A 26,814-nucleotide genomic window follows, 5' to 3' on the forward strand; every position below is an offset into this window, starting at 1 on the left:
CGTTCACGTCCACCTTACCCTTTCTCGTCGAGCCGCTCCTCCTTGTATCGGCTCTCCATCTCGTGCAGGCGCGCGTCGACGGTCGCGAGGTCGTAATAGCCGATCGTCTTCAGGTCGCGCGCGTCCTTCAGCTGCCGGATCGCCGATGGCCACGCGCCCTCCAGCGCGAACTTCTCCGCCATCGCGCGATGCTGCGTCAATGCATCGCCACTGCCCGCGCTCGCCTGCGCGAGATAGAGCCACCACGCGGGTTGATCGGGATGCGCCCGGGTCTCCTGCTTCGCGAGCGTCTGCGCGTCGGTGAAGCGATGCAGCGTGAACCGCGTGCGGATATGCATGTCGATCGCCGCGTTCGATTGCGGCCAGCGCTTCTGCGCGAGCTCGGCGAGACGCGCGGCTTCGTCGGTGTGACCGGCACTCCGTGCGATGTCGGTCGCGAGCACGTCGAGGCTCGGCGAATCGCGCTCGGGCAGCAGCTGCCCGTAAGCGATGCCGTACCAGTTCGCCGCGACGTTCAGCGCGGTGCGGTCCTCGATTTCCGAGCGCAATCGCGAAATCTCGTCCGCGTATTCGCTGCGCGAATGGTCCTGCAACAGACGCGAGCGCGCCCGCACGAAGCCGTACTCGGGATCCTGATGCGGTTGCCGGTACGGCGCGCGCCGCGCGCGGTCCTCCATGTCGGCGATCCGCTCGACGGTCAGCGGGTGCGTGCGCGCGTAGGCCGGAATGCCGTTTTCGTTCATCGCCGCGCGGTCGAGCCGGTGGAAGAACGTGGGCATCACGTAGGGATCGTAACCGGCGCCGGCGAGCAGCAGAAAACCGACGCGGTCCGCCTCCTGCTCGGCCGATCGCGAGAAGCGCAGTTAGCTGTCGACCGCATACGCCTCGCTGCCGAGTGCGATCGCGCTGCCGAGGTCGCCTCTATGCGCGAGTACGCCTGCCAGCACACCGAACAGCACACCGACGAGCGCCGCGTAGCCGCCGCGCTCGCCGTTCGAGATCATCCGCGAGATGTGCCGCTGCAGCACGTGCCCCATCTCGTGACCCAGCACCGACGCGAGCTAGGACTCCGTCTGCGTCGTCACGTTCAGCCCCGTGTTCACGCCGATGAAACCGCCCGGCAGCGAAAAGGCGTTGATCTGCGCGTCGCGCACCGCGAACAGCTCGAAATCCGGACGATAGTCGCCGATGTACAGCGCGCTGGCCGCTGCCGCGAGCTTGACGGCGACCGAATTGAGATAGTCGCGCACGAGCCAGTCGTCGAGATAGTCGGGGTCGCGGCGTATCTCACGCATCACGCGCTCGCCGAGCTTGCGTTCGGCCTGTGGACTCAGCGAGCCGGCGCCGCCGCTGCCGAGATCGGGCAACTGCTGCGCGACGATCGGCGCGCGCGAGTCGTTGCTGCCGGTTTTGCCGCCAGTGCCACCGCTACCGCCGCCATTGGAAAAGCGGCTCTGCGCGCCGCCGTAGGTGCCGAACACGCCGCGCGCGATGTCGGGCGGCAGGATCGGATCGGCATGCGCGTCGCTCGGGCCGCTCACGAGCGGCGCCTCGGACGATGACGATGACGTTCCCGGCACGGTGGCCGCCCCGCCCGCCGATTGCGCGAGCGCGCCCGGCGGCATCGCGAGCGCGACGGATAGCGCCGCAGCGAGGAATCGTTTTGGATGCAACGCGAAGCCGGTCTGACGAAGTCGAAAACGCCGCGCGTGGCCTGGACTAAGATAACGGGCAAGGGCGTCGCAGGACGCGTACGAGGCAAAACTCAGCGCACGACACAGCGCAAGTGGAATCAGTCGCCGCGACGATTCGAGGCCGCGCCGCACTGCTATGATAGGCGCCCTCTGAAGGAGTCAACCATGCCTGAACTCACTCATTTCGATGCGGCCGGTGACGCGCATATGGTGGACGTCGGCGGCAAGCAGGAGACGAGGCGCATCGCGATCGCGCGTGGCTCGATCCGCATGCTGCCCGACACGTTCGCGCTGATCCGCGACGGCAACGCCAAAAAGGGCGACGTGATCGGCGTCGCGCGGATCGCGGCGATCCAGGCCTCGAAGCGCACCGCCGATCTGATTCCGCTCTGTCATCCGCTCGCGCTGACACGCGTGAAGGCCGATTTCGAACTCGACGAGCAGATGCCCGGCGTGCATTGCACGGTCCAGGTCGAGACGTTTGGACGCACGGGCGTCGAAATGGAGGCGCTTACCGCCGTGCAGATCGGGCTGCTGACCGTGTACGACATGTGCAAGGCGGTGGATCGCGGCATGACCATCACCGATGTCAAGGTGCTGGAAAAGCACGGCGGGAAGTCGGGGGATTGGGTGGCGCAGGGTTAAGTCGTTGTTGTTTAAGTCTTAGTTCGACGCTTCGCGTGATTGTGCGATGAAACCATCGCCTGACAGAATCGTTACAAATCTGACTGCTGGCATACGAAAAATCGATCTTGTCCAAATTCTGTCCAAGTTGGAGACGGGAAATGGCATCGATCCGAAAAAGAAGTAACAAGTGGCAAGCACGCATTTGCCGTGCGGGATACCCGGCTGAAACAAAGTCGTTCAACGTCCGCGCCGATGCAGAACGATGGGCGCGATCCGTCGAAACCGAGATGGATCGCGGGAGCTTCGTCAGTCGCAGTGAAGCAGAAGCGAATACTCTCGAAGACATCATCGAGCGTTACATCACTGACGTTTTCCCGACACAGCGAGGCGCAGCGGACGAAAAATCGCGACTTCGTGCGACCTGCCGTAGCAGAATCGCGAAACTCAGCATGGCGGCACTGACCCCTAAAGCGCTTGCCGCTTACCGCGACGAACGGCTACAGAAGGTAAAACCAGCCACCGTGATTCGGGAACTGGCCTATCTGTCGGCGATCATTAATCATGCACGTCGCGAATGGGACATCAACGTCGCGAACCCTGTCGCGTTAATCCGCAAACCGCCGTCACCCCAAGGCCGAGATCGTGTACTCACCGCCGACGAAGAAGCCCGACTGCTTGCGGCAATGGTCCCGACCGGACGGCGAAGCGTATGGTTGCTTCCGGCAACAATCCTGAGCTTGGAAACAGGTATGCGACGCGGAGAACTGGTTGAACTGCGGTGGTCGAACGTCAACGTCGAAGCCCAGACCGCGCATTTACCAATGACCAAGAACGGAACAGCACGAACGGTTCCGTTGTCCAAGAAGGCTGTCGCCACGTTGGTCGGCCTTCCACGACCCATCGAAGGCAGAGTCATTCCGGTCAAGGGCAACACCCTGCATGCGGCTTTCAGAAAGGCGTGCAAACGAGCAAGGATCGCCGACTTCCATTGGCACGACCTTCGACATATGGCGATTACGCGTCTGGCGCAGAAGTTGCCGAACGTCATCGAACTGGCTGCTGTCTCCGGGCATCGCAGCTTGGCGATGTTGAAGCGGTACTACCATCCGTCTGCAACTGAGTTGGCTCAAAAGCTCGGCTGAATCGCAGGAAGATATTGGCGTGGTGGGACCCGTTGCCTACGTGGTAACGGGTCAAAGCAAAGTCTTCCCCGGATCGACCGGCTACGTGTACAACTCGTCCCAATCTTCGCCAAGCATCCATCGCAGGGCGGAAAGCTTACCGTTAATCATCCCCCACTCGAAGTCAGACCAAGGACCATAGTTTCCTTCGCCCAGCTTTCGCTCCGCCTTCTTGGCGGACTTCAGCGCACCCTTCCAAATGTCCTCGACGGTATGGTTCTGGCCGTTCAGCTTCTTTCGGGTCCATTCCTCGCGACTGACGATCTTATGCTTGCCTTTCTCAACCTGCCACGCAAGGTACTTGTGCCGGTTGTACCAGACCTGCGTCGTCAGCCGGTCCATAGCATCTAACATCTCCGAAAGACTTCTCGGCTCTTGGTCCCATTCCTGCTCCCACATCGCATAGGTAACCCGCATCGGGTCGATACGTCGCAAGCACTCGGCCAAGTTGATGAAGTACATGGACTTGATCTTCGAGAACGAAGCAGCGAAGTCTACGTGTGGCAGTTTCTGATTTCCGTTGACGATACTGAAGTCGTGCTTGTTATGCGTTACAAATGCGAACCGCTGGCCCGTCCTTCCCATCGTTCGCACACACTCGAAGTACGTTTCGATCAGCACAGCGTCAGCCATCGAGTTCTTGTTTTCATGATGGCACGGAGCCTTTCGATGCAACGCACGGTCTGCCGCCCGAACCTTAACTGCATCAGTTGCTTCAATGATGGTTGATGCGGACAGGATCGCAGCGATCCGCGTCAGAACGCTGTCCGCAGCACCACCCAAGATGGGAATACGGTGCCCTAAGTCTGACAGGTAGTCCAGCACGCGGCCCTTTTGCCGGTTGTCGCCATCAGCCTTGCGGATGGCGCTCTTCACTTGATCGAAGTGTGCCGAAAGGCTCTTCGCGCTTGATTTGGCAACCCGGTCACGGTTTTTATGGAATTCATCGACAACGATGCGCGGTACTAGCAGCGTCAACTGTCCGTCCGAAAGCAAACGTTCCAGTAGGTCCAGCAACGGCGTCTGCTTCGCATCTGCCGCAAGGTCCAGCCAGACGCTGGTGTCGATCAAAAGATTAAACATCTGCATAAATCATTGTTGTGACGGCGTAGCAGTTTGACCGACACCGCGAATCGCGGGATAGCTTCCTTCAAGCCGGATTCAAGAGCGGCTTGACCCCGAAGACAGTCCCGGACCGAATCCGCATTTCCAGTTCATAAGCCCGCTTACTCGAATCAACGACCCCAAACTGATATTCGAAGTGGCGGTGAATGTACGCCTTGGTCAGCCGATCCAGCGTATTTTCACCGGATGCGAACTTTCGTAACTCGTCCAACCCCAAGCTAGGAAGGACAAGTCGATTCGCCACATACACACAAAACTGGTCGCCGCTGAGTCTTCCTGACGCATGACTTGCCAATCGTGTCACAAGACCATATTTCTTTCGCTGCGCAAGTTGAGCTTTCTCGAACTCCCTTCCTGACATCCCGCAGTAGATAAAAGCGTCGTCGTGCCAGATCGCGTATACGCCTGCCGCCAATACTGGAATGGAAGGGTTCGGCCAGTCTGCAAACTTGAAGCGATGCGAAAATTCTAACGTGCTTGCCGTGTCACTCATCTTATGCGGACTACCTAGAATGAAGAAAGCAGCGGTTCGACCAAACCGACGCCCCGAAGATAGTCACACTTCACTTGGACGGATCGACGGTCCCTTCTTTGCCGGTATAGGGATTCACGTTCCCTTTCGACGACCAGTTATCGTACTTCGTCCCGTTCGGATTGGTTTGGTGATGTCCCGCAACGTAGGTGCCGTTGCTACGCGTGTAGCCGCTGACGTAGCCCCCCGCGTCACAATGGTTGTCGCCTGGATAAAATTGGAATCTGGGGGCGATAAAGAGAGAACAAGTTGGCGCGTTACGGAAAGACATTCAAGGACAGAGCAGTGGCGCGGTTGCTGCCGCCGGAGAGCGCATCAGTGGAAGAGGTTGCGCGAGAGATCGGTGTGGGCGCGCAGACGCTGGAGCGCTGGCGCAGTGATGCGCTGTCCATGCCCGCTCGCGAGCGGGCATGGACAGCGGCCGCGCGTTTCGAAGCGGTGTTGAGCACGGCAGCGATGGACGAGACGGCCCGCAATGCGTGGTGCCGCGAGCATGGCGTGTATCCGCAGGAACTGGCGCAGTGGCGGCAAGCGGCCACGCAGGCGCTGGCCGAGCCCGAAGAGGCCCGTGCGAGTCCACAGCAGACGAAGCAGGACCAGCGTCGCATCAAGGAACTGGAACGCGAACTGCGGCGCAAGGAGAAAGCACTGGCCGAGGCAGCCGCATTGCTGGTTCTTTCAAAAAAACTCGGGGCGATCTTCAACACGGACAAGGGCGAGGACGAATGATCGGCCTCGAAGATCGCCAGTTCCTGGCCCGGGAAATCGATTCGGCAAGACTGGCTGGCGCACGGTTGCGCCTGGCCTGCGAGGTGGCCGGAATCGACGTGCGTACCCTGCAGCGCTGGAGGGCCAATCAAGGGCTCGTCACTGGCGACGCCAGGCCCGGCGCGATGCGCCTGCTGCCCGCGCACACCTTGAGCCCGCAGGAGCGGGAAAACGTGCTGCGCGTAGCCAGCGAGCCGCGCTTTGCCGACATGCCACCGGCGCGCATCGTGCCGATGCTGGCTGACGAAGGCGTGTATATCGCCAGCGAATCGACCTTTGCACGCGTGCTGCGCGAGCATGGGCAGATGAGGCGCCGTGGCCGTGCCAGAACTCCTTCGAGCGGCCGGCCGCCGACCACGCACGTTGCAACCGCGCCGCGCCAGGTGTGGTGCTGGGACATGACCTATTTGCCGGCAACGGTCACAGGGCGATGGTTCCACCTGTACCTGATTCTGGACCTGTACAGCCGCAAGATTGTCGGCTGGGAGGTGCACGACAGCGACGCGGCCGAACACGCTGCTCATCTCGTACGTCGTACGGCGCTCTCCGAAGGCATTGCCGCCCTTGAGGCCCGGCCGGTGCTGCACGGCGATAACGGGGCGACGCTGAAGGCCACTACCGTGCTGGCGATGCTGCACTGGCTGGGCATCAAGCCGTCGTACTCGCGCCCCCGGGTCAGCGACGACAACGCCTATGCCGAGGCGCTGTTCCGAACCGCGAAGTACCGGCCGGAGTTTCCGGTCACAGGCTTCGAGGACCTGAACGCTGCTCGCACCTGGGCTGCCGGCTTCGTGCAGTGGTACAACTTCGAGCATCGTCATAGTGGCATCCACTACGTGACGCCTGCGCAGCGTCACGCCGGTGACGATCGTGCGCTTCTCGCCGCTCGGCATGCACTGTACGAGAGGGCCCGCGAGCGCAATCCGGCCCGCTGGTCGCGCCACACGCGCAACTGGACACCGGTTGGTGCCGTGACGCTTAACCCCGAACGCGACTCAGTCGTCGAGATGGCGTCGATCAGCGCAAATAAACAGCCTCTGGCTGCATGAGTGAGGCGACAACTTGCTTGACGCGCGCCGGTAGTGTTCACCGCTGCTGCTTGAGTGGTAGCTACTGTGTCCGCCACCAAAGCTGCTACCCCGCGCAAATGCAACGCTGGAAATCAGGCACAAGCAACAGACGGCAATCAATTTGGTTTTCATGATGGTCCCCGGATGGTCTACAGAATTGTTGCCAGCTTTCTTTCATTATCTTGCCGACACCTTGCGATTCTATAACCGCCTGTCCGCTTTACTCGCCTATCGAAAACACTATGGACCGCGCCACCTTGGTTTTTCGGGCGAGGATTCACGCGGAATCGCTTGATTCACTCCCGTCGTTCGGCTTCCCCGGCGTTGGCAGCGAAGTGGTTTCAAAGGTCATGGCATGCCGCAACATCCGGCAGACTCCATCTAACCCGGGGAATAAGGTGGCCGCAGTTACTCCCATGAACGCGAGATCGCCCAACGCTTCGGACGCAAACGCCGCTGGGACCTCTGCGGCCATCAGATACCGCACATTTTCATGTCGTTCGATGTTGCAGATGAACTGTTCAATGTTTCCGACATTGGAAACGAGGAAGCGTCCTTGCTGGGCGTACAGCCGGGGATTGTCTCTTGGAGAAACATATAGGAACGACATGTACGGCTCAAGGAATGGAACAGTCACGATTGGCGGTGAAAACCGTTCGACAAATGCTCGGGTCAACGCATAGACACGCACGCGGGTGTCTCTCGACCGCGACGACCGATTCTCTAACGCATCGGCGAAACCGAAGAATGCCGCGATGTACGGCGACCCCGTCCAGTCAAGCAGCGGCGTCGGCAAACCATGATGCTGTGCCAAACCAAGCAGCATCGAGTAGTCAAGCGAATCTCCAAGATTGATGCGGCGATTAGTTACAGCTTCCACGTGCGAGTGGAAGACCGGCAACGTCTCTGCACAATACCTGTTTAACCGCGTTCTGCCCGACCGGTACAGACTCGTTTCTAATCTAAACTGGTGCGATCCATGCCCGCGAAACGCAACAGCACCTTGCGCCCGCACCTCGCCCGCCCACCGCTTGAATTCGTCCCACGAACCGCACTGCCGGATGTCGGCAATTCCGCCGTTCGACGGAAGCGGTTTCAACGAAATCTTTCCACCGGGTCCATCTGCATCTAGCCAAGTACCCCTTAGTCCTGTGCGGGTAGCTTTCAGACTTGCCCGAGTCGATCGCAGCAGTCGTCGAGTGTCTTCATCGACTGGTGGCTCAATCACTTGACCTCGTTCATCATGCGAGAAAAGCCTGATGGCCTGATATTCTGAAACGTCGCCTTCTTGCGAGACGCGGCGGCCTAGCGCCGCCACTGTCGGCTCACCAGCGACGCCCCACCAATGAAGCATGATTTCGTCTGGCCTGTCCTCGTCGAAGCACATCATCACATTTGCTTTACCGGGGCGCGTTTCAATCGTTCCGAATAGTTGCCTGTCCATAGGTCTTGATGCCCTGTTGTGCAGATGGCGGAACTGTTCCGCCATGACTGTTGTAATGTGCGTGCAAAGAATATCAGGTGGCAGCCGTCGTCTATCACTCGCGATGACATCAACTCCGGTCTCTCTCTGCGCAAGTCACCACCTAAGAGTGGCATACATCAGACGCTAGGTTACGCAATCGGTTGCCGGCAAGCTGACCAACTCGCGCAATGACGCATCCTTACGGATTCTCCCGAACGGCCAGATACTGACCGAGCAGCCCTTGAATGTTCTCTCGTCCGACCGGGTTCGCGCTATGGATCGAATAGATGAAGTTTGTCGGGATAAAGGTGCCAGCAGCATCCAGATCAAGGTCGATCAGACGCCTAACAACATACATGGCGGTGTCGTCGCCGCCAAGGTCGTGATCGAACGAGATTTCACTCGGGCAGCCAAGGTCTTCCAGCATCCTGATTGCTTCGCCTGACGTGCGTGCGATGCGCCAGTCGGCGTCGATGGGGTCACGGATGTCGTCGATGAAGAGGCGGTATGAAAATGCGCTAGCCTTCGGCATAGTAGTCGTCCCCTACCGACCTATCTGTGCGGCAACGGTGGCCTTTGCCGCAATCATCCAGTCCTTCCATGCGTCTGCCTTGAAGCCCCGGCTTGACGGATGAGCGACAGGAAAGCACTTGAAGATGTGGTGCTTGAGTGGGCGCTCAACGTTCGCTGTCCAAAGGCTAAGTTTTCTCGAATTGGTTGGCATCGAAACTTCAAGTTCCGGCCCTTTCTGCCAGCCTTCGCGCTCACCGGGCAGTGCATCCCATAGTTTGATACCTAGAACGAGAACGACGTGTGGTTTGAGTTCACAGACAACCTCGTTGAAAGCCGGAAGGGACTGCCGGTATTGAAGGGTCGTCGGGCGGGCCTTCGAATCTGCCATGCTCTCAAGCACATAGTTGTAGAAGGCTACCTTCTGCCAGAACCTCGCCGGATCAAGCTCGTTGCGCCCGCTCATCAACCGCTCGGCGGCGGCGCATACTCGATACGTGCCTTTTTCAAAGCCGACGGTCGCATCACCGCAATGCGCTCGGATCATGTCCGGCACCGCCATCGTATCGGTAGGGTGCAACTGATAGCTCGACTCTCCGAGAATCAGCCAGCGCTGTTCTTGCTGCCAATATTGATCCCCGACCCAAGGGTGGTACCGTACTTCGTCCGAGTATCCCGTCAGCATAGTATTGGCGTCTCGCTTGTTGAGTTACGACTGCGTCGAGTTTAATGACGTTCGATGTCGTCGTGCCGAACCAACCGATCTATCATTCGCTCGACAATCTCATACCCTCGCAATTGTTCCAGCCATCGAGCCGGGATGCCGTCGATACCGAGCTTGATCCCGGCCAGTCCGCACGCTACAGCCGCTGTCGTGTCGGTATCGTTCCCGAAAAGAATTGCGGATCGCGCCACGTCTTCAAACGATTTTTCTTCCAGCGCCCGACGTGCGGACCATATGGTGTCCAGCACGTATCCAGTCCCGCGTGGCTGATCGGTCTTCGGAAAGCCTCTCAGCACGTCCAGTTCGGCCCGAAGCGCAGCCCGCTCCCGCTCATCCGACCAATCGCTGTATATCACGTCGAGACGTTGGTCCGCCCATGACCAAGGGTCCGTGACCTTGCGCAGAGACGCCCTCGCGACCAACACATAGAACGCACACGCAACGAGGGAACGCGGATGGGCGTGCGTCGGCACCGATTGCAGATGAGCGTCATGAACGAGTGCTTCGTCGGTCCCAACATGCCATAGGGCAAGCGGCAGCACCCTCATTAAGCCGCCATTGCCGTTGCTCCATTCGTCACTTCCACCAGACTCACAAGGTGACGCACCGTCACGCAGTCTCGATAAGGCTTCGCGAGTCTGGATACCGACATCAAATACCTGACCGTCCACCGCCATGTAACCGTTATCCAGCCACCGCAGCAGCCGACTGGCGAAGTCGCTGAGGATTAGACGACCGTTGTCTTGGAGACTGGCAAGCAAACACAATGCTTGTGCACCGTCGTCGGACCAAGTTCCGGTCGGCACGCCAACATGTGCACGATGGAAGCCAACGGGCGGTGTCATCTCGATCAGATGTCGCGCCGGAATTCGTTGGGATGGTGTGAACTCGAATGGCACGCCGAGTGCATCGCCAACCAGTAGCCCAATCAACCCGCCGATTCGGGGATCGTCACAGGCGCGTATGTCCATGAAACTCGTTGCTGAACTCATCTGTGTTTCCCTCTTTTCGGTCGTTCGCTCCTACTCGCATTCCCGCAAAGCCGAGATCAATGAGAAGCGCACTGGCTACCAAAGAAAAAACCGCCTTAGTGGCGGCTTCTGTCATGCAGCTTCACTGCGGCAACGTTAGATCGCAGAAAGTTCCTGTGTCCGCGCTGTCATCGCCCGGAGAAGACAAGCGGTATCTTTGCACGTATCCCGATATTCGGTGATCCACGCACGCTGAATTTCCTTTAGCGCAGCCGGATTGCCGGTACGGCTGCGTGCTTGTGCGTAGGCTGCGGCCAATTCTTTGTCGGCACTTACGGTTTCAGCACTTGAACATATCAAACGCTCCGTATCCGTAGACGCTTTCGAACACGGAAAACTCGCGTCTACAGATTCAGCTTGATCCGCCTGAGGTTGAGTCGCGGTCGTCGGTTCCGATGCCGTTTCCGGCTTCGGCGTTGTGGCCGTCGTCAGCGTCTCTTGCGACGGAAGAGATGAAGTCGATGGACCTGTGCCGGAAGCCTGCGGGATGTCTTGCGCCGCCCCACCGCTACTCGCAGACGTACTGGTAGCCCGTTCATCCGGCGCTTGGTTCTCTGGAACCGGGGCTGCACTGACAGGCTGATTTTGCTGCAGGCCAAACACGACTTCTTGAACAGGAAGCACGAAGTACAGGCCAAGCGCCATCGCGACAAACAAGAAGCCCGAGACGATCAACTGCGGACCAAGGTCCCAATACATTTTTTGATCTATAAGTTCGGCGTGATTCGCCGCAATAATCAGATCGGGCTTGTCGTCCTTCCGAACCGCGTCCCCCATCTTCCACGCACGCGGTCCAAGCAGCAGATAAACGACCCCGAAGACCGCACAGATAGCAGCCCATGTCGGTCCCACCGTCATGAACGCCCGCACGCCAACCGCACCAAACAGGATGAAGCCCAAGATGCCGATATGCTTTGCATCTTTGCGGTTTCTCTTATCTTCGTCCGCCGCCGCGCGTGCTGCGGCGACTGCTGCTCCTATGTCCCCGCCGCAGTGCTTGCACCTGATGGCTTCGTCTTGAATCGTTTCCGCACAAAAAATACATTTCATCGGATCCCCTTGAGTTTGGCCTGCTTCTTTATCGAGAGAGTTTTTGAACCTCTTCCCGCCCTCTTTTTTACCGAAACCTAAAATAAGGTACATGTACCCTAGATGAAGCGGCATCATATCTTGACCATGCGTGATGTGCCAAATCTCAGCAGCCACCGCCAGAATCCAACACTGATAGCCCTTGGTGCGGCCATCCGTCGTCTACGCCAAGCACGCGAATGGTCTCAAGAACAACTCGCGCTTTCAGCGGAAGTTGACGTGAGCTATCTAGGAAGAGTCGAACGTGGCGACAATGCGGCAGCCCTGCTTACCCTAAAGCGGATCGCCGATGCGCTCGGCACCACGATGTCAGCGCTGATGGCCGAAGCCGGGTTATGAGATAAATCCAAGGGAAACAGTGAATACGTGCCGGGCGGACCCGCTTGCTCGGCAGCAGGTCATCATGTTCAGCGCGTTGCGCGACGGTCCGACCAGTCGATCAGTGCGCACGGTACGCCGTCCCGGTCGAGTTGACCTTGTTTTGCGGCGTTGGCATTCGCCGAGAGGGTCGCACCGGTCATATTGGCACGTGCCCGCATGATGGTCTGGCGGCTAGTTTTCAGGTCGCGGGCGATCTGAGCGACGGATACACCATCAGCTAGTTTTTCCGCCACAAGCATCCGCTGCGCTTCCGTCAACGCTGAGGGTCTGCCAAACGTCTTTCCTTCTTGCTTGGCACGTCGAAGTCCCGCTTGCGTGCGTTCGATAAGAAGATCGCGTTCAAACTCAGCAACCGCGCTGATAACGCCCATCGTCATCTTTCCTGCGGCACTTGTCAGGTCCACGCCGCCAAGCGCCAAGCAATGAACCCGAACACCGATGGCATCTAGTCGCTCGACCGTTGCGCGGACATCCATCGCGTTTCTGCCGAGCCGATCAAGCTTAGTCACAATGAGCATGTCAGATTGTTCCAGTCGATCCACCAGCTTCGCGAAACCCTTCCGCTCGAATGCCGGAACCGACCCAGATACTGTTTCCGCAATGACTCGCTGCTTCGCAACTGTGAATCCGGCAGCTTCGATTTCTTGTATTTGATTCTCCGTCGTCTGATCGACGGTCGATACACGGCAGTAAGCGAAGAGTCTTGTCATTGGCACCTGTTCATGTCCGAAATGGGAGTACGAATCCTACCAGGCGTACACAAGGTTTACAAGCTAATTTTCGTACACCGCGTGCATGGGTGTCCGTCAGTGCTCGATTTCGGACACGTCAGAAACCGATGGTTGTCGAAACATGGTCGTTTGTATTGGTAAGCGTGACGCCCCCCGTTTCGCACCCATAACGTTGGATAGCCGCAACGACGGCGCAGCGGTCGCGTAGAATGATTGGTCATACAAGAAATGACTTCCATAACAAAAAAGAGAATTCAATGACCAGAACGCCCGCGTACATCATCAACGGAAATCTTTCAGAAAAGCAGATTGAGGCTGATGTCGCATCCTTCATGGGTTGGTGTACACCACCGGAGGTAAACCCCGTTCAGACTGCTGGACATCGATGAACAGGTGACTGGCGCTGACAAGCTGTTTGATCGTGGAATTGCAATTTACCTGCAATTTAAGAAATCGCAAGGACTTCATCCTGCCTCGCTTGTAAAGCCGTCAAACAGAAAGAACCGAAGTCCACTCGAAACTATTCGCGAGTTTCGCGTCAACAATGGCCTTGAAGATAATCCGACGCTTTTCTTCCAGCTACATAAACAAGCTGAAACTGCTAATGACCTTCAGCACAACATCTTGTTGGCATATGAAAATCCGCCAAACACACGCGGAATTTATGTTGCCCCCCTTCTTTTAGACAAATCAACGTATTACAACACCTTATTTGAAAACTCGAATCGCTTCCTAGTCGATCCATTTTATTATCGGCTTTACCACGAAGTCCACACGCATCGCTGGGTAAGTAGGTTTGGTGCCGTACCCTTCTTGCGAGAGCATGTTTCGATCCCCCCGCATGAACGCGTCTTAGATCACAACCATTACTACGCCTACTCGGAAACGGGAACCGACATCAGTTGGCATTCTCCGGACGTCATAAGCCGCGATCCATCTCGCCTATCAGACTTCATGCAACGAACTCTCGAACAATGCTTTGATGATCCTGAATCAATGCTTTCGATCAGAGACCTTCGAGATCAGATTCAGAGAATTGCCGAATCTACCGGCTTTATTGATAATACTGTCTGGGGAGACGGAGATGACATGGATTATTTCCGACACCATGCAAAGTGGCTTCGAGAGAATTACGGAATCCGGCAAATGCTACTTGTTGGAAATTCGCACTTGATCGATGAGATTAAACGCGGCTAGGTTCAGGGTTAATTCGGCACAGTTAATGTGCTTCTCAGCGTAGTTGCGTGCCCTAGACGATCAACTGAAACATATACCAGTACAACGATGAACAACCCACGCGCATGGTCCCTACTCGCCGTTGATGGCGCCCGACAATACGGCGGAAACACTGGCTATCAGGACGATCCTTCACAGGTTTATCGGTACGATAGTTTCGTCGCCAATCACCAACAAGTCTCGAAGAACGACGTGGTCGTCATTCGTTCATCATTGGGCGTGCTTGGCGTCGCGCAGATCACCGACATTGAACTCGCAAAGGGTGAGAAGGAGCGGCAGCGTTGTCCAGTCTGTGCCGTCAGCGACATCAAGCATCGAACGACAATCGAACCGCCGTGGGTGTGCCGGAACCGGCACGAATTCGTGGAACCGGCACGTGAAAAAGTGACGGTTGAAACATTCGCTGCGCACTACGGTGAGACGTTCCAATCAGCGCCGTCCGGTCTGACATTGGATCGGTTGGCTGCCGCGGTAGTCCGGCCCAACGACCAGATGTCGATTAAAGAAATCGACTTGGCGCAGATCGAACCGTGGTTGCGCGATGATCCCGATTGCAACGCGTTGGTGAAGAAGTTCGTCACCAGCATCGACATCGATACCGTGAACAACGGTACGGACGACGATCCACCGCACTCCGTCATCGAAGCGCGAAGACGGGTACTTCGGGAAGTGAATCAGAGACGCGGGCAGGCAAAGTTTCGGAATCGGCTTTTTGCTCGGTATGGTGCTGCCTGTCAGATTAGCGGTTGCAAGTTTTCTGTGCTAGTTGAGGCAGCCCACATCCGGCCATACGCCGAGACGAATGACAACGGAGCGCACAACGGACTCCTACTGAGAAGTGACCTGCACACCCTCTTCGATCTCGATCTACTGGCAATCGATCCCTCGAACCTGACCGTCAAGTTGCATCCCGACGTGTTGGCAGCGGGCTACGAAGCATTTGACGGCACGCCCCTTTTCGTGAACCGCACGTCTGGCCCCGATCTGGCGGCGCTGTCTGACCGATGGGAGTCTTTTCTACTGCGGCAAGCCCCCCAAGATGCATCTAGCCAGGCTGGCTTGATACCGGTGCTCATACCTGATTGAGTAGTTCGCATGATCCGGTTCGGTTAAGGTCGAAAGATCGCGCTTTCCGAACCGGAACCGCACAGGTTCGCTTAGACCACACCCATCCGAACGTTCGGCGTACCTGCGCCTCATTGAACTTCTATGAAGGATCAGTAGTAGACAGAACTTCTGTGAACATCTATGATACTTCTATGAAGTGGACATCGGAGATAGGTGCATGGAAGTTAAGTTGAACCTGACGGGCGACCTCGAACGGTGGGCGCGAGAGCAAGCCGATCCGGTAAGTTCGATTCTCGAAATCCTAGAAGCCAATGTCGGTCGAACGCTGACGCCACTGGATCATGTAAGTAACATCCTGCGGGACAACCTTAAATCGCTACCATCAACGATGGAATTTGAGATTCCCCAAGTCGTCGGCTTCAAAGACTGGGAAGTGCTGGACAGAACGACCCGCTTAACTTTCGGAAAGCACGTTCGCGCGAACGCCGAAGCCTTCGGTCTCGTGTTCGTTCGTAAAACAGCATCGAACCACGCAATATACAGAAAGGCTTGAACGACGCACGATGCCTTTACGGTAGCCGGGGCAACGCCAGAAAACATTCAACTTATTCAAATCTCACATGCTCTATTCCATCGACGCGGGCAAGTACATCATCGAAGTCCCGCATGAAAAGGATTTTCGCCGTTGGACGGAACGACTTTCTACGGCTGAATACGATGCCATCGTGGACAAGCTCAATTCGCGCCTCAGCGATGGCACGGTACACACTGCAGGATGGATTCCGGGCAACGATTGGTCCCGCACCGTCTATGAACCGATCTATCGCAAGGCATGCGAGAACGACGAAGTCGAATCCGGCAAATGCTTTGGTCTTTTCGTATGGGTCGTCCTTCAACAACGCTCCGATGTATGGGGCTTTGGGCGATACGAGAAGGACGGCACACCTATTCGCAGCCTTACCTACTTCCGTATAGAAAACCCACCGGCGCGATAAATCCGATCTTGGATCGGTAGCAATACGTCATCGGACAACAGCGAAGCGAGAAAACATGTCTCAAGGAACGCCCCAAGATTTCGACCAAGCAATGCACGGCATCTACCACGGTGCCCTAAAACTGAAGCCACCATACCGGGCAGCCTACTTTCTTCGCATGGTGAATGAACATGGCGGAAAGGAAACGGCTAACCGGCTTCTGGCGACCAGCAATCCATCTGAGGGCTTTACGCAACTCTTCCTGAGAGGCCGGGAAAATCTTCGTCTCAGTGTCGAGTATTTGGTACTTCAGAGGCGATGGCGCGATCTGTTCACGACCGAACAGCTTGCGGTTGCAAGAAAGCGGCTGATCTCGGTGCAATGTCCGTTGCCTTCCGACGATCAAAGTTGACCAACCGACTGTCGGCCATTCAAATGACATACAGATACTTCGTAGATGGCATGGTCCATCCCGAACCGGCACAAGTACCGGATCGCCGTATCTCGGCCAAGTTCAGGCACGCAGCATCGGGGACAGATGCCGTCAAACTGCTGACTATGGCATGGACGATTGCTGACGGATACATCCTCAACTGCTAACACTGCCGCCGCTCAGCGTCTTCATCAGCATAACCGGACCGGTTGACGACCATGTAACGCTTCCTACGGTCGCGGCGCTTCGCGGAGCACCGGTTGAGAAGACCGGGAAAGGAATCGAAGCGACGGACAGGACGCGCGGCCACTCTTTTGTTAAGCCACAGAGAAAAGAAAAAATCTTTTTCATTTCTTCACCTATGGACGACAGGGCACCCCTTATAGGGGTGTGTCCTTGTCCGTCCAAACTAGGCCGCAAATCAAACCGGCGGACAACGTGTTTCGCCGACCTGTCCGGTTGTCCGCACGCATTACTTCGCCCAGACGCAGTCGCCGTGGGTTCCAACAAGATTGGCTTCGTCCACCAACTGGTCAAAGGCACGTTGAAACGCTTTGCGCTTGGCATCGTCGGTCGGAACCTTTGTGATGCCAGCGTCGATAGATTGGTCCTTCCACTTATCTTTGGGAACAACGAGTCCCGGACACGACAAGCCAAGGGCTTTCTGCAAGTCGTCATCTGGCACAACACCGCAGACATTCGTCATTTCTTTTAATATCGAAAGGCACGTGATTGACGGTGCACGCAGTTTCACACCAGCAGCGTTCTTCGATGGCGCATCGAGCATAACAAGGGCAGCAGACGAAATATTGCCGTCAAGCGGGACGCGCTCGATCCGAAACTGCCGATCTTCGCCTTCTTCACCTTCTTTGTTCTTCTTGCAGACTAAAGCACGGGCATCGCCCTTCCGGTCCACGCGATACTCATAGTCCACTGCACCAGTCAGGCCGGATGCACCACGCAACCGATCTCTGTCGCCGTTCCCTGAGTGATGGACAATGACGACAGACGCATTGAAAGGAAGTCGCAGATGAGTATCAAGCAGGTTCATGAGAAGCCCCATGTCCCGGTTGCTATTCTCGTCTGAGTTACCGATGTTTCGCGCCAGTGTGTCGATGACGATCATTCGCGGCGGATTGTTCGGGGATGCGACCTTCGCAATCTCAGCAGCCAGCCACTTCACACTATCAGGGTTAGACAGGGGGATCGGAGACTGCCATAGGTAGAGCGGCGCCGTCTGCAACGACACCTTGTTCTTCATCTGCCACGCTGTCAACCGTCGTCCAAAGCCCTTCTGACCTTCACCTACGATGTAGAAAACGGCACCCGGTTCGACATCTTGACCATGCCAGTCAGTGCCGGTCGCAATGCAGCACGACCAATCAATTGCAACAAAGCTCTTGCCGCTGCCCGAAGCGCCGAACAGCATGCAGGACGTGCCTTGTTCCATGACGCCGTCAATCAGCCACTCAACAGTGTGCGTTTCGGTCATCGCATCGGCAGCGCGAACGAACCGGCCCGTGCGGGGTGCAGCAGCTTCGACTGACTTCGCCGCATTCTTGCCCGTCAGTGCCTTGGCGACGGTTGTCTGGCCGTAGGTTTGGCCGTCGTCGGAATGCGGTTTGTCCCACTTCTCAGGTCGGAATAGCCCCGACACCCTGAACAGCCGGTCGAGAGTCTCGCCGTCCTGCGTCGCACGGGCCAACATGTTCGCAAGCGCTAGGTCCGCTTCTGACTGACTCGCGTAATCGGAGAAATCACCGTCATCAAACAGTTTGCGGAATCGTTTGCCGTCACCGACTTGCGCTGCGTTTGCCAGAATGACCGCGTCATCCAATAGCGTGGCGACGCCACCATCGACATGGGTTGGCGATTTCGCATCCGCCGCCGTAGGTTTACGGAAATGCGTCTCGTACAGCCAGTCAAGGGCGTCCTGCTGATCGGAGATGTCGGCCTCGTCGCTTAGTTCATGGCCTGTAACCGTGAAATAGCGGCTGCCGCGTTCGCCGTAGCATTCGATGTTCTTGTGTTCAGCGCCCTTGCCGAATCGGAGAAAATTTCCGTGGGTGAAAATGTGCAGACCGTCGCCGCTTGGCGACTTTTCCATGTATGCGCCACGGAAACGTTCGACGATCTCGGCAGCCAGCGGTATGAGTTCGCCCGATTCATCGATAACATGGTCAAGGTCGATGCCTACCAGATCATCGCGAAGAACAATGCCAATGCCGTCGAAGTCGCCGTCGAGGTATGCACGATGAACATCATCGAACGTAGTCCACGTATCGGGATCGCTTGTCTTTGCATACCGACCATCGGATTGCCGTGGTGGCTTCGTCCAGCGTTCACTTTCACTGTCGTACTGCCATCGCCACAGGACCCACTGCGGGCGCTCTTTCAGTGATGCGGGAATACCGTCGAAGTTGACACCCAAGGCAACCGGCTTTTGTTGGAGAGTAAGCGCCGACATCATTCAGCACCTTGGGAGAACGCGATTGCGAAGAACCCAGTGCCAGACGGCGACTGGAAGAGGGTTACATATGAATTACAAAACAACATTTCTTTATGTGCTAATGCACTCTTGTGATTCGGAATCCTGATCGAGTTGACATCGCAGACGCGACGATGTCAACGGACGGTAAGGAAACCACTGTTAGATTGAACTCCCGGACGGCGTCTCATCAGGCGCACGAACGCCATGCGGGATGCGACGATACAATAAGTCCGAGAACGGCTTGGGTACTGCTAAAGGGATTTCATATAGCGCTTGACCAGAACAGTCGAGCGTTGCGGCAGAAGCCGCTCAGTGTTGTTCAGCCAAAGGCGTGAACGAAGTCAAAACTCAGTAATACGCATTATGCCTGAATCGCCCACATCTGTCAATCAAATTCTTGACAGGCGCTCCGCTTCGTGGGTGCCCCATCACAGTCGCGGCGATACCATCCGGTCGAACAATGTATTGGACTGGCGGACCAACGACCCAGCCGTCATCACCTGCAGTCACCACCTGCAGTCATCACCTGCAGTCACCACCTGCAGTCATCACCTGCAGTCATCACCTGCAGTCACCACCTGCAGTCATCACCTGCAGTCACCACCTGCAGTCACCACCTGCAGTCACCACCTGCAGTCACCACCTGCAGTCACCACCTGCAGTCACCAATGGTTCGTCGGCAACAGGCAACAGGCAACAGGCAACAACGATAACGCACCACTGGATTCGGGCACAATGATGTGCCGCTCCCATGTCACAAGACGCGAATGCGTGGGCCTAGAAATTATCAGGGTAGAAGGTATGACAATCAACGATCTGCTGAAGCAAGTGCTGGACTTCCGCGACGCCCGCGACTGGCAGCAATTTCATACTCTCCGCAATCTGATTGTCTCCACCAGCATTGAGGCCGGTGAGCTACTGGAGACGATACAGTGGAAGACCGATTCAGAGATTGAAGCCCTCCTCCTCGATCCGACACAAGCAAACAACATCAAGCATGAATGCGCGGATGTGTTCATCTACCTTTTGCTAGTCGCCCATACGGCGGGGTTCGATCTCCTCGATGCAGCGTCAGAAAAGCTCAGGCTGAATGCGGAACGCTACCCAGTGGACAAAGCAAGAGGAACCGCCGCGAAATATTCCGAACTCTGATTATCGGAAGCTCTCTCGATGAGACGCCAAAGCCTCGCTGGACGGGCATGCGGACGGGTGCGCGGGGAGCGTCAGCTTCCTCCCCTCCAATTCGGCGTAGGACGTGCCCGCAAGTCGCGGACTTACCTTCAAAGTGAACTCATCCGTAACTGCCAGCAACCCTTCATCAAACAATCGATGTAAATCCACCCGCAGACAGAGGCCGTTCTGGGGATGATTGCTTTGTTCGTTGATGTAAGGCTGGATATGAGCGGCTTCCAGTAACTCCACAACCGATTCGCCGTAGACGCAGCAGCGATGGTCGTAGTTGCGAAGTATGCGCTGGCGAAACGCGGATTGCCCCTTCCGGTCCTTGCGTTGAGACGGCTTGCGATTCACGAGGCCCGTTACCATCTCGAACGGCTTCGTTGCTGCACTCCCGCCGATGTGGGCCGCAAAGCCATCTGGCTCAGGGAAGCGTTTGAATTTGACGATCTGCGGCGGAAAGAGATGACCGAACGTCTCTGGAACAAGGAAGCGGTCGTCGTCGAACATAACAACGTCTTCCAACTCGATGCATCCAATTACGGGATTGACAGTCGGGACGTGCCCCTTCGCTCGTTTGTGCGCAAATCCCCCGATCTTAGCAACCAAATCCGCTTGACTATCTACACCGTTCCCCAGCCCATAGGCGTCCCATGCCGCCTCTGCCGTCATGTCCACATAGCGACTAAAGATGCCGTAGCCACCGATCCTGCGCACCGGTGCCTTTAACATGAAATACAGTCGCTCTCCCTTTCCAAGACCTTTCACACCCCAAGGTGTCGGTGTCCAAAAATTTACGAAACGGCCTATTGGCGCGGCTCTAAGCCGCTCAAACCAGTCAAGATCGGTCGGCGCAATCGCAAACATGTAATCCCCGTGTGTATTAGTAGACCATCGCCGACGAGTTACACCGCCAGCGCGTCCGATATCACAAAAAAATCCTATCTACTGCCGTCCGGCTGAACCTGGTGCTAGACATTAGCGTTCGATCAGAGAGCCAGCTTAGATCGGCATAATCGGTCTCGTTCGATCCTCTGCCTGTGAGACCAGGTAGTCCGTCACAAGCCACATACCACTGTCAGTGGGCGCTTCCGGAAAGTTGAGTGGCTGTACCGGCGACAGGTCTAGCACCAAACGAGAAGATGCTGATATGAGCGGCGATGAATCAGCAAGTCGGCGAAGGTTGAATTGGTTGCTGCGGTCGCCCTGTTCGTCCCACACGATCCAGAAACCAAACGGGAAGAACTTGAAGACGTGTCCGTATATCGTCGCCCCGTTCCCACCAAAGAATCCCATCGCCGAGTGCTTCATGACGACCCGTCGTCGATACGGATAGAACCAATAGTAGATGCAAATCTCACCCGACAAACTTTTCGAAGGATCAAGGACATACGCCCTGAGCGCGTCATCCAGCGGAATGGCACGATCCTTCGCCGCCACGTCGGGAACCGCGTTTGCGGCCAAGAGATGTCCAAGCACGGAACGAAGGAAGCGGTTCGGTTGGTAGTCAAATAGCTGCATTCGCGGTAAGGCCAGCCGACTAACTGACGCCCGTTGAAAATACGCCTCAATGGCGTGGACGACATCGCTCAAAGCCGGATCGTACTCCGTGCCAAGCAGCGTGTTATTGCACCGCCCGCATATCGTTCGGAAATGCGACCCACCCTGCGACAAAACCGGCTTGCCTGGCTTCTCCGGGCTGTTCCCGTAGACGTGGCTGATTACTGAATCGTTGATATTCCCGCAGCCCTTCGGTGGGACATGATCTTTCGTTAGAGGGCCATGCGCCCGGCAGATCGCGCAGTAGCCGACATTCGGCCCCCGGTTCGTCAATCTTTCAATTATGTTTTTCGAGTAATCGGCCACGCGGTCATTCCGTGTCACGTTATGAGAATCAGACCTTATAGGCAAGATCCACAGCCACTATGATGCGAGTGCCCGTCGAAGCGCCGGGTTGACGTTGTGCACAAATACTGAACCGCCCATCGATTTCGATGCCTTCAGATGCCCTGAGCCTTCCAACCGATCAATCGCGTAATTCACCAGCGGCAATGACAGATCAAGCGCCTTCGCAATTTCAGGCGACTGAGTAAGATTGTCATTCACAATACTGAGTCCCACCTGACGCACCAAGGGCGGTTCTTGATCGCCAAGCATTACCGAAACGCCATATGGCTGGATACGTGCGTGATATGGTCCCGGTCCTAGATGTTTCAGCAATTCAATCAATCCCTGATGCTCCAAGACGCCGAGACTTTCAGAAACAATCGAAACGTCGAGGTCCTTGCTGCCCGTTGCATCAATGACAACATTGGGCGAAACGTAGTCCCGTCCACGCTCCAAGAATTCGTCGTATAAGGTCTTCAAGACAAGGCTGTCGGCAGTGTTTAGTCCGTTTATAGTCGGCACTGCCGGAGTGGCGATATACGCTGGCGCAGCTCCGATGGGCGGTTTTGCTGTATGTCCGAACACCGCATCCACGACCCGACTAAGACCGTCTCCAAAGTCATCCACATCCCTCACTGGTTCCCATAGCAGGGACCGCAGAGCTTCGGGAACGTCGCAACCATCCAGAACTATGGGAATGATTTTGGTCCCTTTCTCAATTCGCTTGACGACAGCCGCGTTGAGTTCCTCACGGACCCAAGGCTTCGTCACGCTGACCGTGGAAAGAACGATCACGACCGCAGCGGCTTCCTTCAGCCCTTCCTCGAATATTTTGTCTACTAGTGTCCTGAGTTAAAAATTCATTGAATGATGCCGATCACGTACTAAAGTGTCCTGTGTAGCACTTGATACGCGGAGGCAACGATGAGTGGACGGTCCAAAGGGGAACTCGTGCTGAGCGATTCGGAGCGCGAAGACCTGCAAGCGCTGACGATGCGACGCAAGACCGCGCAGGCCCTGGCATTGCGGGCGCGCATCGTGTTGGCCTGTGCCGATGGCATGGACAACAAGACAGTTGCGGCGAAACAGCGGGTCACACAGCAAACGGTTTCGAAGTGGCGGGCGCGATTCGTGAGCCATCGTGTGGACGGCCTGCTTGATGCACCACGGCCCGGCGCACCGAGGACGATTGATGACGCGCGCGTCGATGCGGTCATCGCGAAGACGCTCGAGTCCGTGCCTGTCGGAGCGACTCACTGGAGCACGCGCACGATGGCTCGCGAAATGAAATTGTCGCAGACGGCGGTCACACGAATCTGGCGTGCTTTTGGCTTGCAACCGCATCGGCAGGAGACGTTCAAGCTCTCCAGCGATCCGATGTTCGTCGACAAGGTGCGGGATATCGTCGGGCTTTACCTGGACCCGCCGCTCAAGGCCATGGTGCTGTGCGTGGACGAGAAGAGCCAGATTCAGGCGCTCGATCGCACGCAACCCATGTTGCCGTTGGCACCCGGCATCCCTGAGCGACGTACCCACGATTACATGCGCCACGGTACGACCACCCTGTTCGCGGCGCTGGACATCGCTACTGGTGAAGTAATCGGCGAGGTACATCGGCGCCATCGCAGCAGCGAATTTGTGCGCTTTCTGCGCACCATCGAAGCCAGCGTGCCGTCTTACCTGGAGGTGCATCTGGTAATGGACAACTATGGCACGCACAAAACGCCCTCGATCAAAGCCTGGTTCGCTCGTCATCCTCGCTTCCATGTTCACTTCACACCCACCTCGGCGTCGTGGCTTAACCAGGTCGAACGATGGTTTGCCGCGCTCACTGAAAAATACCTTCGACGCGGTACGCATCGGTCGACACGTCAACTCGAAGACGCGATCCGTCATTATCTGGATGTCTATAACGCGAACCCCAAACCGTTTGTCTGGAGCAAGTCGGCCGATGAGATCCTGGCCAGCCTCGAACGGTTTTGTGTGCGCGTCCGCAAGGCTGCGGCAGGAGCATCATGAATATCAATACCGACGCAATTGATGAAGTTTCCCTCGCGCTCCTCTACCTGACCCTGCATGACCGATACCGTGCATGGAAGGGCTTCGACTGGGATGTGCTGAACCGGCTCCATGAACGAGGCCTCATCGAAGACCCAGTCAACAAGACGAAGTCCGTGATCTTTACGGAAGAAGGACTGCGCGAGTCCGAGCGACTTTTTAATCAGCACTTTGTCATTCCGGAAAGAACAGAGAATTGATTCAACGAACTTCTAACTCAGGACACTAGGCTATCGCCAGGCAACATCTCCCATCTATCCACCCATGCATCGATGCCGCGCGACCTCAACGCGGTGGCGAACGGGATGACGAAGCGCTGCTTATCTTCGCTTGCATGACTGACAAAGACCTTCGGTGCAGGGGATGCCGTTTGCATATTTTTCCCAGTGTGAATTGACTGTAAGCCGCGCTGGTCCAGCTACTTTAGGACGCTCACAGGAACCGGCTGATCGTCATCTCCTTCTACCTGCACCTTGTAACCGCCCGACTTCGATTGGAAGATTATTACGTTTGGCGAATACGCGTAGTGGTAATGGTAGTGATAGGCGGACTGTTGAATCACATGCCCGTCCATTAGTTTGTAAATCGTCTCACCGTCCCACCCGTGGAATTCTCCATTAATCTGCCCTTCATATGCACTTTGAGCGATGGCAGAAATAGACGCCACCGAAACCAGTAGTGCCGCAAAAGCTACTTTCATAACGTTTCCCCGTCCCGGAAATTACCATCGCTATGAGCCGTATCATCATATTATCGGCCATAGACCTAAATAGTTGCGAAGCCATGAAGGTCGGTATATCGTGCAATGGCCCGCATTCGGCTACATTTATTGAACCGAATTAAGCTTCACTGATTTGGCAAGTAACTTTCCATCTCGAAGAAATTCGATTTTCACCTGGTGGCCCGCGAGTTTCTGAAGCAATCGCTGTAGTTCGTGTCCGTCAGTAACTTCAACCGATTCAACAGACTTCAGAACATCACCCTTTAGCAAATCGGCATTGTACGCAGGCGTGTCTTTCTGCACTGCATTCACTGTCACGCCTTTGTTCGTCTGAAAAGTAGCCCGTTGCTGCGGCGTCAAGTCACGCATGTCAATACCAAGAATTGGATTCGGAATAGCTCTGATCCAGAATGTAGCCATTTGGTCGTATCGCCGAACAGAGACCGGTAGCATTGTGGTCGTCGTACCGTTCACGGTCGTCGTCGCGCTGCCATAGCCACCCGAACCATAATAGTTGGTCGTCGCAGTTGCGGTATTAGGCAGCGTCAGCGGCACAACGCTCCGTTCGGTGCCCGAGTATTTCGCATACACAAGAACCCGGTCCGCCTTTACGGTTTCGGCTTGCTGCTTCACTTGGCGCTCAGATGCTTCCTTCCCGTTAAAGGACGAGTAGCCCAACAGTCTGAAGCCATCGCCAAACATCGCCTGATAGTCCGTCTCTGGATCGCTACCGCGCAGTACAACTGGTGGATTGTGACTGACGATGACTCCGGTTGCTTTCGTGATGTCAATTCCGCCAGTCCTGTCGTTGTAGTACTGCGCGTATGGGTTAGCGCATCCAACAAGTACCACTGGCAAGAAAAGGCACAGCAATGTTCGTTTGAGCATAACCTTCCCCGATGCAAATTTTGGTTGTTTGTGTGCTGTGCGATTCTTGCGCACGCCTACGAAATGAGCAAGTGAATCGACACAATAGGCACCACGCCTAACACGTCTTTTCTGAAGCTACGCGGACGCGAGTGAACAGAAGATGGCATGAATTTCTGTCAAAGCACCGGCCACATTAGTGCCTGTGCAGTATGCCGCCGCTCATCGGTGCGTGCCCCGGGGTCCGTCGCAAGCTGGCGTCTTTGGCGCACCATTTCATCTACCGTGAGCCGAGACGGTCAGGTAAAGTTGCGACCGGCGTAGTCAGGATTGTCGTCCAAGTCCTGTCCAAGCGCTGTCCAGATTCATTAACCAATTTGGTCAAGTTCGAAGAGATCGCAGGCCTCAAGTCATTGATTTATAAGACCGGCACGCAAGGCTGTGAACGGCATCCAGACATGTGCAAGGCGGTGGATCGCGGCATGACCATCACCGATGTGAAGGTGCTGGAAAAGCATGGCGGGAAGTCGGGGGATTGGGTGGCGCAAGCTTGACGTGCGGTTCGACAACTATCCGGATAGCAACATGACCATCGACGAACTGCTCGAGCAGCTACTGGCGTTTCGCGACGCGCGCGACTGGCGGCAGTTTCACACGCTGCGCAACCTGATCGTCTCCACCGGCATCGAAGCCGGCGAGCTGTTGGAGACGATTCAGTGGAAGACCGATGCGCAGATCGACGCGCTGCTTGGCGATCCCGCGCAATCGACGAACCTCAGGCACGAGTGCGCCGACGTGTTCATGTATCTGCTGCTGGTCGCCCATACCGCCGGCTTCGATCTCGTCGACGCGGCAGCGGAAAAACTGAAGCTGAACGAAGCACGCTACCCCATCGACAAGGCGAAAGGCACGGCCGCGAAGTATTCCGAGCTTTGAACTTTGAAGGGAGGAAGCCGCGGCGCCAGCACGCCTGAG

At 56.4% G+C, this 26,814-nt stretch carries 27 protein-coding genes and 3 pseudogenes; 14 read left to right on the forward strand and 16 right to left on the reverse strand.

What is annotated here, in order from left to right; all coding sequences use genetic code 11:
- Nucleotides 1–14 precede the first annotated feature (14 nt).
- Nucleotides 15–1,673: pseudogene (locus OKW37_RS20045) on the reverse strand (M48 family metalloprotease).
- A 186-nt stretch (nucleotides 1,674–1,859) separates the two neighbouring features.
- On the opposite strand from OKW37_RS20045, the gene moaC (OKW37_RS20050) reads away from it, so the two are divergent.
- Together moaC (OKW37_RS20050) and OKW37_RS20055 are read left to right on the forward strand one after the other, a co-directional pair.
- On the forward strand, nucleotides 1,860–2,339 hold the full coding sequence (gene moaC, locus OKW37_RS20050) for a cyclic pyranopterin monophosphate synthase MoaC (protein ID WP_429404538.1): 480 nt from the start codon (nucleotides 1,860–1,862) through the stop codon (nucleotides 2,337–2,339).
- Nucleotides 2,340–2,479: 140 nt separating this feature from the next.
- Nucleotides 2,480–3,463 (forward strand): tyrosine-type recombinase/integrase, encoded by a 984-nt coding sequence (locus OKW37_RS20055; protein WP_429404536.1) that lies wholly within the window; start codon nucleotides 2,480–2,482, stop codon nucleotides 3,461–3,463.
- A gap of 81 nt (nucleotides 3,464–3,544) precedes the next feature.
- Here the strand turns inward: OKW37_RS20055 and OKW37_RS20060 are convergent, their stop codons facing one another.
- Both OKW37_RS20060 and OKW37_RS20065 read right to left on the reverse strand, forming a co-directional pair.
- Entirely contained in the window at nucleotides 3,545–4,585 is a 1,041-nt protein-coding gene (locus OKW37_RS20060; protein ID WP_429404534.1) for a PIN domain-containing protein, read from the reverse strand.
- Nucleotides 4,586–4,652: 67 nt separating this feature from the next.
- Nucleotides 4,653–5,120: a hypothetical protein gene (locus tag OKW37_RS20065; RefSeq protein WP_429404532.1), complete on the reverse strand. Its 468-nt coding sequence runs from the start codon at nucleotides 5,118–5,120 to the stop codon at nucleotides 4,653–4,655.
- Between the two features lie 288 nt (nucleotides 5,121–5,408).
- Here OKW37_RS20065 and OKW37_RS20070 point away from each other — a divergent pair.
- A protein-coding gene (locus tag OKW37_RS20070) for an IS3 family transposase (RefSeq protein ID WP_429402993.1) occupies nucleotides 5,409–6,976 on the forward strand; the annotation gives its coding sequence in 2 pieces (ribosomal slippage) (nucleotides 5,409–5,847 and nucleotides 5,847–6,976; 1,569 coding nt in all).
- Nucleotides 6,977–7,274: 298 nt separating this feature from the next.
- On the opposite strand, the gene OKW37_RS20075 is transcribed toward OKW37_RS20070, so the two are convergent.
- The 5 genes from OKW37_RS20075 to OKW37_RS20095 form a co-directional block, all read right to left on the reverse strand.
- Nucleotides 7,275–8,441, reverse strand: coding sequence for an FRG domain-containing protein (locus OKW37_RS20075; protein ID WP_429404530.1), 1,167 nt, complete (start codon nucleotides 8,439–8,441; stop codon nucleotides 7,275–7,277).
- 220 nt (nucleotides 8,442–8,661) lie between these two features.
- Nucleotides 8,662–8,994, reverse strand: coding sequence for a cyclic-phosphate processing receiver domain-containing protein (locus tag OKW37_RS20080; protein ID WP_429404528.1), 333 nt, complete (start codon nucleotides 8,992–8,994; stop codon nucleotides 8,662–8,664).
- Nucleotides 8,995–9,006: 12 nt separating this feature from the next.
- Nucleotides 9,007–9,657: a hypothetical protein gene (locus OKW37_RS20085; RefSeq protein ID WP_429404526.1), complete on the reverse strand. Its 651-nt coding sequence runs from the start codon at nucleotides 9,655–9,657 to the stop codon at nucleotides 9,007–9,009.
- 41 nt (nucleotides 9,658–9,698) lie between these two features.
- A complete protein-coding gene (locus OKW37_RS20090) occupies nucleotides 9,699–10,688 on the reverse strand; it encodes an ADP-ribosylglycohydrolase family protein (RefSeq protein WP_429404524.1) in 990 nt (329 codons plus the stop codon).
- Between the two features lie 135 nt (nucleotides 10,689–10,823).
- Complete coding sequence (locus OKW37_RS20095) at nucleotides 10,824–11,894, reverse strand: lysozyme inhibitor LprI family protein (protein ID WP_429404522.1); 1,071 nt, start codon at nucleotides 11,892–11,894, stop codon at nucleotides 10,824–10,826.
- On the opposite strand from OKW37_RS20095, the gene OKW37_RS20100 reads away from it, so the two are divergent.
- On the forward strand, nucleotides 11,880–12,155 hold the full coding sequence (locus OKW37_RS20100; protein ID WP_429509900.1) for a helix-turn-helix domain-containing protein: 276 nt from the start codon (nucleotides 11,880–11,882) through the stop codon (nucleotides 12,153–12,155). The two genes, OKW37_RS20095 and OKW37_RS20100, sit on opposite strands and share 15 nt — an antisense overlap.
- Nucleotides 12,156–12,337: 182 nt before the next feature.
- Here the strand turns inward: OKW37_RS20100 and OKW37_RS20105 are convergent.
- Nucleotides 12,338–12,907, reverse strand: a pseudogene (locus OKW37_RS20105) (recombinase family protein); the annotation flags it as partial.
- Nucleotides 12,908–13,321: 414 nt separating this feature from the next.
- Between OKW37_RS20105 and OKW37_RS20110 the strand changes: the two are divergent.
- The 5 genes from OKW37_RS20110 (at nucleotide 13,322) to OKW37_RS20130 (ending at nucleotide 16,618) form a co-directional block, all read left to right on the forward strand.
- A complete protein-coding gene (locus tag OKW37_RS20110) occupies nucleotides 13,322–14,125 on the forward strand; it encodes a hypothetical protein (protein WP_429404520.1) in 804 nt (267 codons plus the stop codon).
- 87 nt (nucleotides 14,126–14,212) lie between these two features.
- The gene (locus OKW37_RS20115; RefSeq protein ID WP_429404518.1) at nucleotides 14,213–15,250 is read left to right on the forward strand and encodes an HNH endonuclease; all 1,038 of its coding nucleotides are present in this window, start codon (nucleotides 14,213–14,215) and stop codon (nucleotides 15,248–15,250) included.
- 199 nt (nucleotides 15,251–15,449) lie between these two features.
- Nucleotides 15,450–15,785 (forward strand): hypothetical protein, encoded by a 336-nt coding sequence (locus OKW37_RS20120; protein ID WP_429404516.1) that lies wholly within the window; start codon nucleotides 15,450–15,452, stop codon nucleotides 15,783–15,785.
- Nucleotides 15,786–15,852: 67 nt separating this feature from the next.
- On the forward strand, nucleotides 15,853–16,227 hold the full coding sequence (locus OKW37_RS20125; protein WP_429404514.1) for a hypothetical protein: 375 nt from the start codon (nucleotides 15,853–15,855) through the stop codon (nucleotides 16,225–16,227).
- A gap of 55 nt (nucleotides 16,228–16,282) precedes the next feature.
- Nucleotides 16,283–16,618 (forward strand): hypothetical protein, encoded by a 336-nt coding sequence (locus tag OKW37_RS20130; RefSeq protein WP_429404512.1) that lies wholly within the window; start codon nucleotides 16,283–16,285, stop codon nucleotides 16,616–16,618.
- A gap of 493 nt (nucleotides 16,619–17,111) precedes the next feature.
- Here OKW37_RS20130 and OKW37_RS20135 read toward each other — a convergent pair whose 3' ends face one another.
- The gene (locus tag OKW37_RS20135) at nucleotides 17,112–19,106 is read right to left on the reverse strand and encodes an AAA family ATPase (RefSeq protein WP_429509901.1); all 1,995 of its coding nucleotides are present in this window, start codon (nucleotides 19,104–19,106) and stop codon (nucleotides 17,112–17,114) included.
- An 825-nt stretch (nucleotides 19,107–19,931) separates the two neighbouring features.
- On the opposite strand from OKW37_RS20135, the gene OKW37_RS20140 reads away from it, so the two are divergent.
- The gene (locus tag OKW37_RS20140) at nucleotides 19,932–20,282 is read left to right on the forward strand and encodes a nucleotide pyrophosphohydrolase (RefSeq protein WP_429404508.1); all 351 of its coding nucleotides are present in this window, start codon (nucleotides 19,932–19,934) and stop codon (nucleotides 20,280–20,282) included.
- Here OKW37_RS20140 and OKW37_RS20145 read toward each other — a convergent pair whose 3' ends face one another.
- The 3 genes from OKW37_RS20145 to OKW37_RS20155 all read right to left on the reverse strand — a co-directional run bounded on the left by OKW37_RS20145 (nucleotide 20,283) and on the right by OKW37_RS20155 (nucleotide 23,024).
- Nucleotides 20,283–21,173, reverse strand: a complete 891-nt coding sequence (locus OKW37_RS20145) for an HNH endonuclease (RefSeq protein ID WP_429404506.1) — start codon at nucleotides 21,171–21,173, stop codon at nucleotides 20,283–20,285. It lies immediately after the preceding gene.
- A 135-nt stretch (nucleotides 21,174–21,308) separates the two neighbouring features.
- The gene (locus OKW37_RS20150) at nucleotides 21,309–22,172 is read right to left on the reverse strand and encodes a hypothetical protein (RefSeq protein ID WP_429404504.1); all 864 of its coding nucleotides are present in this window, start codon (nucleotides 22,170–22,172) and stop codon (nucleotides 21,309–21,311) included.
- Nucleotides 22,173–22,229: 57 nt separating this feature from the next.
- The gene (locus tag OKW37_RS20155; protein WP_429509927.1) at nucleotides 22,230–23,024 is read right to left on the reverse strand and encodes a TIR domain-containing protein; all 795 of its coding nucleotides are present in this window, start codon (nucleotides 23,022–23,024) and stop codon (nucleotides 22,230–22,232) included.
- 93 nt (nucleotides 23,025–23,117) lie between these two features.
- Between OKW37_RS20155 and OKW37_RS20160 the strand changes: the two genes are divergently transcribed.
- Nucleotides 23,118–24,212, forward strand: coding sequence for an IS630 family transposase (locus OKW37_RS20160; protein WP_184069115.1), 1,095 nt, complete (start codon nucleotides 23,118–23,120; stop codon nucleotides 24,210–24,212).
- Entirely contained in the window at nucleotides 24,209–24,451 is a 243-nt protein-coding gene (locus OKW37_RS20165; RefSeq protein ID WP_090812276.1) for a DUF6429 family protein, read from the forward strand. Before OKW37_RS20160 ends, OKW37_RS20165 begins: the two co-directional genes overlap by 4 nt.
- Nucleotides 24,452–24,468: 17 nt before the next feature.
- On the opposite strand, the gene OKW37_RS20170 is transcribed toward OKW37_RS20165, so the two are convergent.
- The 3 genes from OKW37_RS20170 to OKW37_RS20180 form a co-directional block, all read right to left on the reverse strand.
- Nucleotides 24,469–24,627: a toll/interleukin-1 receptor domain-containing protein gene (locus OKW37_RS20170; protein WP_429404502.1), complete on the reverse strand. Its 159-nt coding sequence runs from the start codon at nucleotides 24,625–24,627 to the stop codon at nucleotides 24,469–24,471.
- Between the two features lie 42 nt (nucleotides 24,628–24,669).
- Nucleotides 24,670–24,951: a hypothetical protein gene (locus tag OKW37_RS20175; protein WP_429404500.1), complete on the reverse strand. Its 282-nt coding sequence runs from the start codon at nucleotides 24,949–24,951 to the stop codon at nucleotides 24,670–24,672.
- A 126-nt stretch (nucleotides 24,952–25,077) separates the two neighbouring features.
- Nucleotides 25,078–25,860, reverse strand: coding sequence for a PDZ domain-containing protein (locus OKW37_RS20180; protein WP_429404498.1), 783 nt, complete (start codon nucleotides 25,858–25,860; stop codon nucleotides 25,078–25,080).
- Between the two features lie 434 nt (nucleotides 25,861–26,294).
- Here OKW37_RS20180 and moaC (OKW37_RS20185) point away from each other — a divergent pair.
- Together moaC (OKW37_RS20185) and OKW37_RS20190 are read left to right on the forward strand one after the other, a co-directional pair.
- A pseudogene (moaC, locus tag OKW37_RS20185) lies at nucleotides 26,295–26,393 on the forward strand (cyclic pyranopterin monophosphate synthase MoaC); the annotation flags it as partial.
- A gap of 31 nt (nucleotides 26,394–26,424) precedes the next feature.
- Complete coding sequence (locus OKW37_RS20190) at nucleotides 26,425–26,775, forward strand: nucleotide pyrophosphohydrolase (protein WP_090805453.1); 351 nt, start codon at nucleotides 26,425–26,427, stop codon at nucleotides 26,773–26,775.
- The last annotated feature ends 39 nt before the right edge of the window (nucleotides 26,776–26,814 follow it).

This window comes from Paraburkholderia sp. MM5482-R2, from assembly GCF_050436125.1.
GTDB classification, from domain to species: domain Bacteria; phylum Pseudomonadota; class Gammaproteobacteria; order Burkholderiales; family Burkholderiaceae; genus Paraburkholderia; species Paraburkholderia tuberum.